The sequence below is a fragment of the Leptospirales bacterium genome, assembly GCA_019694655.1.
In the GTDB taxonomy this organism is placed as follows: Bacteria; Spirochaetota; Leptospiria; order Leptospirales; family Leptonemataceae; genus SSF53.
On the sequence record JAIBBN010000002.1, the window covers coordinates 562598 to 574721 of the forward strand.

Consider the following 12124-nt stretch of genomic DNA (forward strand, 5'->3'; position numbering starts at 1 on the left):
GAAATATCGCATAACCGGCCGCCGGAAAAACGGCCGCTGGAAATAGATATTGACCCCCGGGCTTCCGATCATCTAGAAAAGCCTACGCTGGCCGGCCCGGCGTCGAGGAATCTTTATGCACATCGCCTTCAAACGCCTTAGCTTCTCCTTCATCCTGGCGCTCATCGCAGGCGGAGCCCTGCTGGCCCAACAGACGCCAAACAACTCCACGCCAGCAGGCGCCTCCTCTCCGCAGATCGATCGAGAAGAGGTTCGCGTAGCTCCGGTAAATTTCATCAATCGTAACAATACGCCATTTACCAATCAGCAGCGCGCCCAGGACTTACGCGCTGGCGAAACGATGGCCGATACCGTCGTCGCCAATCAACAGGATGATCGAGCAGGTATCACAGTACGCCGCATCTACAATGCCGATCAGCAGGGTTTTGGCGCGGACGTATTCATCATCAAGCCAAACGCGACCTACGGCCATATCAATCGCATCCAGCGCGTCATAACCGGCTACTTAATGAAAGCATTCGAATACAATCAGGCCGATGCCGAGGTACTTTCGCGTTTCATTCTCTACTATAATGCGCGTCAGCGCGGACAGATGGATCGATTGAAGGATCGCTATTCGGCGGCAGTCATTGAGTCGCTCGATCCAGCCTCGGCCGGGATTGATCGCTCCTATCGCAACTGGGCCGGACGCAGCCAGATCATTCTGCCGCTTCGTCAGAGCGCCGTACGCCCCGGCGGACAGGATTTGAACAACGCTGAAATCCAGCGTGAGACGGGCAACGCTCCGGAGCAGGAGAAAACCCAGGCCAATCAGGTCATCGACAATCGCAATCGTGACGAGCAAGGCAAGCTGGAACAGAAGGCGGAAGAAAATCGTCAGCAGCAACAGCAAAACCAGCAGGCTCAAAACGAGGTCACGCAACAGCAGCAGGAAACCGGTCGCCGCATCCAGCAGCTTAACCAGGATCCGGTACGCAACGCCGACCAGATCAAGCAAGAGCAGCAAAAACAGGAAGAACTGACCAACAAGCAAGAAGAGCTTCAACAGAAGCAAGAGCAGCTGAAGCAAGAAGAGCAGCAAATTCAGCAGCAGAAGCAAGAGGTCGCCCAGAATCAGCAGCAGCCGGCGGCTCAAGATCAAAACAAACCGGCGAGCGCCGACGAACAAAAGAAGGAAGAACAGGTAGCCGCAAATCAGCAGCAGCAGCCAGCGGCCCAGGAGCAAAAGCCAGAAGAGGCCGCCGGCAACGTTGTCGGCTCCAAGATCCTGTTTCTACGAGTCTTGCGCTATCTGAACAACGGCCACTACAACAACGAACTCTGGACCATCGACGCGGAGCGGGACGATACGCTATTTCGCGGTCCCTATGCCAACATTTGTGGTCGCAACTTTACTGTGATCGAGGGTCAGGGCGTTCTGGTCATTGGCTACAACGGCGCCAATCATGAGGACGGCAATCACCATCTGGTGCTGCTCGATCCGGAAACGCTGGCTGAGAAAAAGACTACCGAGCAGGTTGTTTTCTGGCGCACGCCGATCTGGCAATTCCGCGACGCAATCTACGCGATACAGGAAGACAATGGCCAGTTCTATCTCGCTCGCTTTAAGAACGACCTGACCTTCGAGGCGCGCAGCTCGGAGCCAATCAGCATGAACTCCGATGTTACCTTCTTCCAGAATAAGATCTACGTGACCGGCAAGGCCCCCAGCGGCGATGCCACCAACATCAAGGTCTTCAATCTGGACGACCTGCGCCACCTCAAGACAATCGATCCGCAGAGCGCTACGCCCGCTTCTGGAACGACCTGACGACGAGGACGTCGGCGCAGCTTCTTCTGCGCCGACGCTCTATTCCAGAAACTGCCGGGCGGCCAACTAACGAGCCTTGCGCAACTGTAGCAGCTCCTGCTGGATGCGCGGAAATTCGCCCGTGCCGCGAGCCCGGTAGATTCCACGCAGATAGCCTTCCCGATCGATCAGGTAAATGTTTTCGGTGTGCGCAAAGGCCATCAGCCCATCGCGTCCGGATTTTGCCTCAATTTCGCCGGCGAACTGCTCGCGCGCCAGTCTGGCAATTTCTGGCGAGCCGCCGGTAAGAAAGAGCCAATTGCTTTGCGCGATCTTATGGCGCGCGCGAAAACGCAACAGGGCGGCTTCATCGTCCTGGGTCGGATCGATGGTGATTGAAAGAAATTGCAGGTCGCTCTGATCTTGAATCTCTGCGGAAAGCCGCTTCATATTTGCGGTCAGCTGGGGGCAAATGCCGCTACAACTTGCGTAAAAGAAAGCAACCAGCGAAATGCGCCCCTGTACAAAGTCCAGAGCGCTTGCCTTGCGTCCTTGCGCACTGCGCAGCATGGTTTGATCCATACGCCGGTATCCTTGTGGCTTTTGCGAGTTTTCTGGCCAGGCTGGATCCATTTGCCGTCCATCGAAGTACGGAAGAACGCCGGCTACTGGCGCAGAATAATTGACAAGCTCAGGATGGAAAGCTGGCCCTTTCTTGCATCCGAAACCGGCCAGGGCGATTGCCAGCAAGTAGCAAACAATTCTGGGAGTCATTCCGGCAGTCCTCAAGGTCCGGCGATACGCCGCTCTTCCCTGGCGCCCTGCGCCGCGCTGGCTGCGGCTTCTGTGGGATTGCAAAGCTTGCTGCCTGGCATTCCGAGCGCCGTACCATCGAGCGAAAATGTCTGGTTAAGGTAGACTTGCCCGGTATTGCGCCAGCGCCGCACCATCAGCAGGCGCCCTTGCTCGGTATATCTGCGATATTCGTAGGGCGCTCCGTCCGCATACCATGCCCAGACCTCGCCGAAGTAGTTGCCATAGCGAAATTCGGCGTAGGTGCGCAATTGTCCCTCCCGGTCCCACGTGCGGTGGAGGCCATGCTTCATTCCGGCCAGATAGGGATACTCTGCCAGCAATCGGCCATCGCTGCTTTCCTTGCGCGACATGCCGTGCTGGATTCCATCGCGGTAGGCGGTAAAATGCAGCTCTTCCATGGCCGGAATCGTTGACCGCAACAATCCGCTAAAGGCGCGGCCGTGGTAGAGCAATCTCCCGCCCGCGGCGCTCAGCGCGGGATCACTGGCGTCGACGATCGCGCCACGGCTGCAGGCGGCCATCGCCGCCGCCAGAACCAGTAGTAGTTTCAATTGGAAACCTTTCCAACATTGCCGTAGAAAAAGGATCCCATCAACGTTGGAATGCCGGCTGTTGTATCGTTGCCGCCGCCCGTTCCATTTCCGCCGTAGTGGTAGTGGTAGGTTGGCGTAGTAAACTCGGCAGTTGTCGTGGTGTGTCCGTGATAGGCATCAAGCCCGGTAGCATTGCCGCCCTGCCCCTGGCAGTACTGTCCATAGATGGCGTAGCCGTCGAGGGCTATGCCAATCAAATTGGCGCCAGATCCAAGCGTCGTGAGATTCACGCTGGCCGGCGTGCCGCCGGCGCCATCGCCATTAATGAATTGCGAATGATGGTGGTAACTTCCGGTGTTCTCTGGATGCCCCTCCTGATCGTCAAAGGTCAAAGCCTCAACGGAAAGCGTATCCGGCGGTGCAGCGGCATTGTTGAAGACAGCCAGGCCGTTGACGCCAATGCCGATCGAAACCAGACCGCCCTGGGTTCCGGTGAGCGACCCTGTATTGCGTGTGGGACTGGAAGGGATAGCATAGACAAAATTCTGACTGGAAATAGTATTCGGATTCTGATTTTTCCCGCCGCCAGTATTGAAAGCCTCATTCAAGCTGCCGCTGCGATAGTAGGCGCTGTGAGCGTTCACCAGATTGAGCGACTTGAAGCAATAGTAGCCAGAGACTGTGTATCCAACGGAACATTTGAAATTGTTCCGGATCCAGGAAGGTAAAGAAGAATCCATGGAACTGCTGACGCCGGAGACACAGCCGCTGGCGAGAGACAAACTGGAATTGGCGCCCACGGCGCCTGCGGATATGGACGAGGTGCAGGGATTCGCTGTCAGCGCCGCCGCCGCCAGAAGCAGAGCGAGGTTGGTCGAGGAATCATCGTCGCTGCTGGTCAAGCCCAGTTGCTCGCAATGGACGAACAACAGCAGAACTGCCAGGAAAAAGGGGCTCAATCGGAAAGTCATCGGAACCTCCTGCGCCCCCTCCGGAATCAGAATGGCGCCCGAGACTGAATCCTGGGCGCCTGCGATCAGGATGTCCGGGCGCTTATCCTGCCGCACCGCAGCGGCCTGGTTTGGATAAGGGACGATCGAAAACGTTGCTGTTCGGGTAGAAAAGGTTCAATTTTTTAGTAAAAACCCTGGTGTCCGATCAAAAGATGCATCCAGGTATCATATATTCTACGGGCCAGAGTTCGGGAATCGAGCGCCTCAGCGACGCCCAGGACTCTTGACGCGGCTCCCCGCCAGTTGCGCCAGTTTTCGATACTGAGCTGCGCTGAGCGGAGAAACAGAAAGTCGCGAATGGCGTACCAGCAGGCAATCCCCGAATAGCTCCAGCGCCTTCAGCGTTGCCAGTTTCACTGCGCTCGCATACAGTCCGAGACCGCGCAGCTGAACTGCCGACCAGCTCTCGTCTGCTGGATCAGGATAGGCCTGGCTGACAACTTCGGCCTCGCCAACGCAAGCGCGCTCTTTTCCCGAATGATAGAAGACGGCAATGTCGCCGAGTTGCATGGAGCGCAAAAAGTTCCGCGCCTGGTAGTTGCGGATGCCATCCCAGCGCACCTCGCCATCGCGCAGCAAGTCCTGGATGGAGTACTCCTCCGGCTCCGATTTCAGGATCCAGTATTTCAAAATGCTACCTTCGACCTGGATGCTGGCTAAAGCTGCGATACATTACCGTCGCTCCCGTTTCGAAGACTACGAACATTGCTTGTTGTACAACATATGTAACAATCAACATCCCCATCATCGTCGGGCCGGTAAAAAGTTGAATCAGCGTTGCCAGCGAATTAGGTCCGGCCGAAGCGGGATTGGCGCTCATCGATGCCGTCATCAGAAAAGTAAAGGGCATGGTCAAAACAGTCGAAATCGAATAGACGATGGCGTAGACCACAAGGTAGACGCCAAATGCCTTGACCACGCGCGAGAAACTCATAATTCGAAAGCACTCGCCAATTCCGCCAAGTCCGCGTTGAGCAAGCATGGCCGTTTGCGGTAAAAAGCCCAGGATAACCATCAGCGCAGCGCCCGGAAAAATACAGAGCAGGAATCCCAGGGAGGTCAGCATACTGGCTGCCAGACGGACAACCAGGTAGCGGGGCAGTGCCAAAAAGCAGGCCTGAACCGTTTCCATGAGCGGAAGGCGTCTGCCATTGAGCGCCTGGTCGCTGCGCGCCGTAACAAAGAGCATAAAAGGCGCCACCACAATTGCGTATAGCAGCAGCAGAGCGGCAAGATAGGACGCCCAGGGAAGCATCGCGGCGCCGATCTTTTCCAGGAATAGCTGCAGTCCCTCCTCATCCCGTCCGGGTTCGGGCTGAAACTCCTTCATCTGTTCAAGAAGCTGGAAAAATTCCGCCATGATAGTGCGAAACACCAGCCAGTAGGCAATGCCAACTACCAATCCGATTGCTACAATGCCTGCAGCAAATTCGCGCCACGAGTAGCGCAGAACCTGCATCGTGCGGCTCAGGATTTCGCTAAAATTGAGCTCATGCTCGCCAAGACCGATGCCAGCGGCCTCGGGCGCCGCGACCGTCACCGAAGCGCCGTTGCTACTGTAGGGATTGAAGCTGCGTTTTTCCCAATCGGGCCGATCGTTCTCTGCCATCAGGCGCCTCCCAGCTGCCTTCAGACCATCGCAGCTGAGTCCAGGTATTCGTAGAGCAAGCTGCGACGCCGGGCGACAAAGCCGCTTTCCTCGAGGAAGGCGCGCGCCCGAGCTTCGCTTTTCAGGCCAAAGCTCTTCAGCACATTCTCTTCAATTACAACCGAGGACATATCGTCGGCGCCGGCGTGCAGCGCCAGGCAACCAATGCCCGGGCCAAGCACCATCAGCGAAGTTTCGATATGATCTATGTTATCGAGAAAGATACGGCACAGTCCCAGCAGCTTGATGTATTCCGTCGCTGCTACCGGACGGACTTTGAACTTCTTCGTTTGCGGCTGGAAGGTCCACGGAATGAAGGCTTTGAAACCGCCGGTTTCATCCTGCAGGTCGCGGACTACGCGCAGATGTTCAATGATCTCTTCTTCAGTCTCTTCCGAGCCAACGACAATGTTCGCGCTGCCTGGCAGACCCTCTTCATGGCAGGTGCGCATCACTCGCACCCAGCCGGCGACGTCCGACTTTTTCGGAGAGAGGATCTGGCGCATTCGGTCAGTCAGTATCTCGGCGCCGGCGCCCGGCACGGAGTTCATGCCAGCTTGCTTCAGCCGCCTGAGAACCTGTCTCAATTCAAGTCCAGAGATCCGTTCCAGAGCCTCCAATTCAACGGGGCTGAATGCGCGCACATGGATCTGCGGTCCAATCTGCTCCTTAACGGCCGCAATGAGATCCAGATAGTAGTCAAACGGCAGCTGTTCATTGACGCCGCCCTGTAGAAACATCTGATCCGCCCCAAATTCAAGGGCCTCGCGCATCTTGGCGACGACCTGCTCGGCGGTCAGCGTATAGCCGCGCGAGGAGCCATAGCCTTCCATAAAACTGCAAAAGGCGCAGTCAACATTGCACAGATTTGTATAATTCACCACGCGAAACATGGTGTAGCTTGCGGTACGCGGATCTACACGCCGACCGCGGAGTTCCCTGGCTACGGCGGCAATGCGCAGATGATCGCCCTCCTGGTAGAGTCGCAAGGCCTCAGCCGGCGTAAGCCGCTCGCCGGCGAGCGCCTTTTCCAGAATTGCGTCCGTCCTGTGCGGACCCAGAATCGCCATCGGTCAAAACTTGTTGCAGGGAGGGTCCAGGACAGCTTTTTTCTGGACGAACCGCTTCCCCCTCGCGAGCCTGTTTCCCGGTCAGGCGATAGCCGGCCCGGCGCGCGGCTCCGGTCGCATGCCGCATCCAACGAGGAGCGTATCCTATATGTTCGCAAGCGCCGACATTCTGGCGAACCTGCTGCACCTTGCGGTATTCCTGGCGGCTAACGCCTTCTTTGCCTGGGCCATCTATTCGCGCCTGAAACTGGTCGCAAGGGGCCAATCGACAGAGCCGCTGGCCCCATGGGGCGCTCGACTGCGCTCCTTCTTGTTAAATGTAGTATTCCAGTACAAACTATTCAAGCATCCGCTCCGCGGGCTCATGCACGCTTTCATATTCTACGGATTTATCTCCTATCTCGTGCATACGACCAGTCAGATGATCGCTGGCAACGTTTGGGCGCTCTTCCGGTCCAGCGGGCTGGACCCCTACCGCTTCTATCTCACTGATTACATCTGGTTGGGCTTCAGCTTCAGCGGATTGCAGACCGCCGCCATTTTTGCCGGCCTGATCGCGTTGATCGGTTTGACTGTTCTGGCAATGAGCAAGCTCAAGCTCGGTAAGCGCAATTACTGGCGCACCAATGCCGGGATCCAATGGTTCTTTCTATCGCTGTTGCTTGTGGAATTTCTGGCGCTCTTTGCTCTGGCGATCGGCTCTGGAACCGCTATCTATGAAGGCATAGTGAACCACTTCTCGCTGCTGGTCTTACTGGGATTAGGCTACTTTGCTTACCGTCGCTGGCTGCGACGCGCTACGGGCCTGGACATCCCATCGGCGCAGAGCGCCATTGTTCTGCTGCTGATTGGCACGCTGATGACCTCAACCCTGATCAGCGCTGCAACGCAAGCCTCGCTGGAAGGCGGCGCTCACAACTGGGTGCAGTCGATGGTTCTGGCGCTGTTGCACGGCCTCGGGATGACGACTGTGGCTGAAGCCGAAGCGCTGCGCTCCTTTGGCTGGTGGGTGCACATTGCAACGGTCTACAGCTTCATGGTTTTTGTTCCTCTATCGAAGCACTCGCACTTGATTTTTGCGCCAATCAACTTCCTGCTGATTCGCAACACGCCGCGCGGCGCATTACGCCTGATGGATCTGGAAAACAGCGCCGTCTACGGCGCAGGCAACGTAAGCGAACTGGGCTGGACCAGCTTGCTGGACGGTCTCTCCTGCATTGAATGCGGCCGTTGCACTGTGCAGTGCCCGGCCAACCGCACGGGCAAGCCGCTCGACCCCAAGAAAATCATGGTCGATGTGAAACATGCAACCATTGAGCACGCCGGCGCGATCATGGCTGCCAGCGCAGAAGAAGGACCGGCTGCATCGCCAGTAGTCGGCGGCGCGTATATCAGTGAAGAAGAGCTCTGGGGTTGCACCTCTTGCTACGCCTGCGTGGAAGCCTGCCCGGTGGGCAACAATCAGCTTGAAGCCATTATGGAGATGCGTCGCAACCTGGTGCTTGTGGAAAGCCGATTCCCCGCAGAATTGCAGAACGCCTTCAATAATATGGAAAACCAATCGAACCCCTGGGGCATGGGCGCCCATACCAGGGCCGATTGGTGCTCCGATCTTGGCGTCAAAACTCTGGCCGAGGATTCCAAAGTAGATGTACTTTACTGGGTCGGTTGCGCTGCTTCCTTCGATGATCGCAACAAGCGCATTGCGCGCTCCTTTGTGCAGATCATGCAGCAGGCAAAAGTGAACTTTGGCATCCTGGGGACAGAGGAGAATTGCACGGGCGACAGCGCACGCCGCGGGGGCAACGAGTATCTTTATCAGACGCTGGCCCAGACGAACATCGAAACGCTCAATCGCTACGGCGTGAAGAAAATTGTCACGGCCTGCCCGCACTGCTACAACACTCTGAAGAACGAGTACCCGCAGCTGGGTGGAAACTACGAAGTGCAACACCATTCGGACTTTATCGATGATCTGGTCCGCACGGGCAAAGTTGAGATGGATGCCAGCGAAGTGGAAAAGATGAGCGATCGTCGTGCGGTATTTCACGATTCCTGCTACCTGGGTCGATACAACGAGATCTTTGACGAGCCGCGCAATCTGGTGAAGGCCGCCGTTGGCGCAGACCTTGCGGAGCCGGGCGACCACCATCGCACCAGCCTCTGCTGTGGCGCCGGCGGAGCTCAGATGTGGATGGAAGAGCACTACGAGCGCGTTAATATCAAGCGCACCGAACAGCTGCTCGATACCGGGGCGGACACGATCGCCACGGCTTGCCCCTTCTGCAACGTGATGATTACCGATGGCGTGAAAGCCAAAGGCCTCGATGAAGACGTCAAGGTGCTCGACGTTGCCGAGCTAGTCGCATCGACCATGAAGGGTGGAAGCGGAGCAGTCAGCGGCGGCTTTGCAAGCAAGGAGTCGGCCATCAGCGGCCATCATCACTGAGCACCGCTGCCACTCCTTCGAACGGACTTGCTCTGGCGGCTTGCTTCTGGCAAGTGGTCAGAGTCGGGCCATCGAAGGTCCGACCGGATCCATTGCCCTCATAGCTCAGTTGGTAGAGCACTTCACTCGTAATGAAGGGGTCGCCAGTTCGAATCTGGCTGAGGGCTCACGATCCGGACTGCCGGTGCGCACTGGCGCTGCACTTCACTCAGCGCTCCGCGAAGACCGCTGTGCCCTTTGATGCTGAGGCTCCGCTGCAGGCTGCGCCGCTGGAGCAGGCATTGGCGATCATTACCAGCTTCCCTCCGTAATTCATCACGGCAAAGCCCATATTCTGCGAAGCGCTATTAGTCGCGGCGCCCAATCCATTTGCCAGACTGGGAATGGTGATCGTAGTTGATCGAAGGATCCTGACGGAAGGCAACGACGGCGCTGGAACTCCCGCTAACGCTGGCTGTACCGAAAACCATCTGACCCGCTCCGTTCGTTGCGGTCTGAATAACATTGTAGTTTCCATTCAGATCACAATTGCCGATGCCCGCAAATGCCATGGTGCGTACGCTGCTGGAGCCGATCGGGTTGACGACGACCGCCAGACCGGGGACATCGAGAGCATAGGCGGTCGGCGCGGGCGTTGGCAGAAGCTGTGCGACCCCGGCGGAGCTGAAAGAAAGCGCTCTATACTGCGTCAGACCGCTATCAAGCCTTCGAACGTTTCCCTCGCCGCTCCAGTTTGCCGTTTCGTTTGCGAACGACAACCATCGCACTTGTCGCCAGGTATTCAGCACGCACTCGAGGCAGTTGCGCAATTGGTCGCTGATACGTGATGCCTGTGGCCGCGACGCTGGCCTGCGCGAATCATGGCGAACCAGTTGGTCGGGCCCCTTCTAGTTCTCGCTGCGGCAACTGGGTTTCGAAGGCACAGTCTGGCGCAAATCGGTCGGGCATCCAGCGTGGCCCGTTCCCGCCGAATCCTGGGAATCAATTTCCAGGAGGGGAAGCTCTACGGCCAGGGGCTTGCCTATCGCCGAGAGATTGCAAGGGGCATCCCCGCTCTGGCGCTGCAGCCGCGCCAGAAACGGAAAAGCGGTCGGCGCCAGCGCAGCGTCAGCGGATCTGGCTTGAGGGCGCTTGAAAGCTATGATGATGAAGACCGACGACTTGCGCATTGAGGCTATCAAGCCGCTGATCCCGCCGGCCATCTTGATTGAGGAATTGCCGCTATCCGATGCCGGTTCGGCGCTGGTGGCTACTTCGCGCGAGAGCGTAAATCGCATTCTGACTGGCGAGGACGACCGCCTGCTGGCGGTAGTCGGCCCTTGCTCGATCCACGACCCGGCTGCAGCGCGCGAGTACGCCGCCAGACTGCTGCCATTGCGCAAGCAATTGAGCGCGGATCTGGAGATACTGATGCGCGTCTACTTTGAAAAACCGCGCACGCGATCCGGCTGGAAGGGCCTGATCAATGATCCGCATATTGACAACTCGTTTAAGATCAACGAGGGCCTTCATCTGGCGCGTAAGCTGCTGACCGACCTGATTTCCATGGGCCTGCCAGTGGGCTGCGAGTTTTTGGACACCATCAGTCCACAATTTATTGCGGACTGTGTAAGCTGGGGCGCGATCGGCGCTCGCACCACAGAAAGCCAGGTGCATCGCGAGCTGGCCTCGGGCCTGTCGATGGCCGTCGGTTTCAAGAATGGCACTTCCGGCAATGTGCGCATCGCCATCGATGCCATACATGCCGCCCAGACGCCGCATCATTTTCTATCGATCACAAAGCAGAGCGTTGCCGCCATTGTCCACACCACCGGCAATCCCTATGGCCATCTGATTTTGCGCGGCGCAACCGATGGGCCAAACTTCGATGCGGCCCACGTCGACAAAGCAGTGCAGGCGCTAACCGAGGCTTCGCTGCGCAGCGGTTTGGTTGTGGACTGCAGCCATGGCAATTCACAGAAGGATTTCCGTCGTCAAGCGCAGGCGGCCCGCGACATCGCCGCCCAGATTTCCGGCGGAAAAAGGACAATCGTTGGCATTATGCTGGAAAGCCATTTGAAAGAAGGAAACCAGAAGGAAGCTCCGCTGGCAGCGCTGGAGTATGGAAAATCCATCACCGACGCCTGTATCTCTATAGAAGAAACGGAAACGCTGCTTGGCGAACTGGCAGCTGCAGTCAGCAAGCGTCGCCAGTCTTGAATCCATTCTGGCAACCGCCAGAGTGGATTGAGTTTGCGCCTGCTGAGAGGCCGCCCGCCAGAGCGGCTGCGTAGATCAGCGCCATGCCCAATTGCAAGCAAGGAACTTGACCGCTCCGTTGCTGACTGTCAGGTTCAGCCCTGGCTCTGATTCGTATCCGAACTGAGTCGAGGAGATACGTGATGGCAATTCGCCTTCCCCGGACCACGAGGCGCTGGATCTACGCGGTTGCGATTGTGCCGGCGGCGCTGTTGCTTGCTCCGCTCTTTGCCTATCTCTTTGTAGTTCGCCCGGCGCTTCCCAAACGCAGCGGCCAAATACAGCTTCCGGGCTTGATTGCACCGGTGCATGTCGCGCGCGACGCCAGCGGTATCCCGCACATTCAAGCGCAGAACAGCCACGATCTGTTCCTGGCGCAGGGCTTTGTTACTGCACAGGATCGTCTGTGGTCCATGGAAGCTGGCCGAAGAGCTGCTCGGGGAGTAAGCGCTCATTTTTCCGCGCCTTGCGCTCCTTTTCGTGACGTGCTACAGTCCGCCTCCAAAATCAGCGGAGGCGAAGGGATGGTAGAGCATACGAAAGCGGAAATGGCCGCGAAACGCTGGAG

Annotated in this window: 12 protein-coding genes and 1 tRNA gene; 6 read left to right on the forward strand and 7 right to left on the reverse strand. The window is 57.5% G+C overall.

The window, feature by feature from the left end; all coding sequences use genetic code 11:
* Window positions 1-115 precede the first annotated feature (115 nt).
* Window positions 116-1810 carry a hypothetical protein gene (locus tag K1X75_05825; GenBank protein ID MBX7057566.1) on the forward strand — a complete coding sequence of 565 codons (1695 nt, stop codon included), beginning with the start codon at window positions 116-118 and terminating at the stop codon, window positions 1808-1810.
* Between the two features lie 66 nt (window positions 1811-1876).
* Here the strand turns inward: K1X75_05825 and K1X75_05830 are convergent, their stop codons facing one another.
* The 6 genes from K1X75_05830 to K1X75_05855 form a co-directional block, all read right to left on the reverse strand.
* Entirely contained in the window at window positions 1877-2563 is a 687-nt protein-coding gene (locus K1X75_05830) for an SCO family protein (GenBank protein ID MBX7057567.1), read from the reverse strand.
* An 11-nt stretch (window positions 2564-2574) separates the two neighbouring features.
* Window positions 2575-3156 carry a hypothetical protein gene (locus K1X75_05835; protein MBX7057568.1) on the reverse strand — a complete coding sequence of 194 codons (582 nt, stop codon included), beginning with the start codon at window positions 3154-3156 and terminating at the stop codon, window positions 2575-2577.
* Window positions 3153-4109 carry a YHYH protein gene (locus tag K1X75_05840; GenBank protein ID MBX7057569.1) on the reverse strand — a complete coding sequence of 319 codons (957 nt, stop codon included), beginning with the start codon at window positions 4107-4109 and terminating at the stop codon, window positions 3153-3155. Before K1X75_05840 ends, K1X75_05835 begins: the two co-directional genes overlap by 4 nt.
* A 246-nt stretch (window positions 4110-4355) precedes the next feature.
* Entirely contained in the window at window positions 4356-4781 is a 426-nt protein-coding gene (locus tag K1X75_05845; protein MBX7057570.1) for an EVE domain-containing protein, read from the reverse strand.
* A 4-nt stretch (window positions 4782-4785) separates the two neighbouring features.
* Window positions 4786-5760, reverse strand: coding sequence for a hypothetical protein (locus K1X75_05850; GenBank protein ID MBX7057571.1), 975 nt, complete (start codon window positions 5758-5760; stop codon window positions 4786-4788).
* A 20-nt stretch (window positions 5761-5780) separates the two neighbouring features.
* Window positions 5781-6869, reverse strand: coding sequence for a CofH family radical SAM protein (locus K1X75_05855; protein MBX7057572.1), 1089 nt, complete (start codon window positions 6867-6869; stop codon window positions 5781-5783).
* Between the two features lie 364 nt (window positions 6870-7233).
* Between K1X75_05855 and K1X75_05860 the strand changes: the two genes are divergently transcribed.
* Window positions 7234-9318, forward strand: a complete 2085-nt coding sequence (locus tag K1X75_05860) for a (Fe-S)-binding protein (protein ID MBX7057573.1) — start codon at window positions 7234-7236, stop codon at window positions 9316-9318.
* 94 nt (window positions 9319-9412) lie between these two features.
* Window positions 9413-9485: transfer RNA gene (locus K1X75_05865), tRNA-Thr, on the forward strand.
* Window positions 9486-9665: 180 nt separating this feature from the next.
* Here K1X75_05865 and K1X75_05870 read toward each other — a convergent pair.
* Window positions 9666-10076, reverse strand: a complete 411-nt coding sequence (locus K1X75_05870; GenBank protein MBX7057574.1) for a hypothetical protein — start codon at window positions 10074-10076, stop codon at window positions 9666-9668.
* 195 nt (window positions 10077-10271) lie between these two features.
* Between K1X75_05870 and K1X75_05875 the strand changes: the two genes are divergently transcribed.
* The 3 genes from K1X75_05875 to K1X75_05885 all read left to right on the forward strand — a co-directional run.
* The gene (locus K1X75_05875) at window positions 10272-10490 is read left to right on the forward strand and encodes a hypothetical protein (protein MBX7057575.1); all 219 of its coding nucleotides are present in this window, start codon (window positions 10272-10274) and stop codon (window positions 10488-10490) included.
* The gene (locus K1X75_05880) at window positions 10459-11517 is read left to right on the forward strand and encodes a 3-deoxy-7-phosphoheptulonate synthase (GenBank protein MBX7057576.1); all 1059 of its coding nucleotides are present in this window, start codon (window positions 10459-10461) and stop codon (window positions 11515-11517) included. The genes K1X75_05875 and K1X75_05880 overlap by 32 nt, the downstream gene beginning before the upstream one ends.
* 182 nt (window positions 11518-11699) lie before the next feature.
* Window positions 11700-12124: penicillin acylase family protein (locus K1X75_05885; GenBank protein MBX7057577.1), on the forward strand; the 425-nt coding region annotated here is incomplete at its 3' end.

Excerpts from the sequence above, each read along its gene's own strand:
- K1X75_05830 (MBX7057567.1), bottom strand. The coding sequence starts at position 2,563 with ATGACTCCCAGAATTGTTTGCTACTTGCTGGCAATCGCCCTGGCCGGT.
- K1X75_05840 (MBX7057569.1), bottom strand. The coding sequence starts at position 4,109 with ATGACTTTCCGATTGAGCCCCTTTTTCCTGGCAGTTCTGCTGTTGTTC.
- K1X75_05850 (MBX7057571.1), bottom strand. The coding sequence starts at position 5,760 with ATGGCAGAGAACGATCGGCCCGATTGGGAAAAACGCAGCTTCAATCCC.
- K1X75_05855 (MBX7057572.1), bottom strand. The coding sequence starts at position 6,869 with ATGGCGATTCTGGGTCCGCACAGGACGGACGCAATTCTGGAAAAGGCG.
- K1X75_05860 (MBX7057573.1), top strand. The coding sequence starts at position 7,234 with ATGCACGCTTTCATATTCTACGGATTTATCTCCTATCTCGTGCATACG.
- K1X75_05880 (MBX7057576.1), top strand. The coding sequence starts at position 10,459 with ATGATGATGAAGACCGACGACTTGCGCATTGAGGCTATCAAGCCGCTG.
- K1X75_05825 (MBX7057566.1), top strand. The coding sequence starts at position 116 with ATGCACATCGCCTTCAAACGCCTTAGCTTCTCCTTCATCCTGGCGCTC.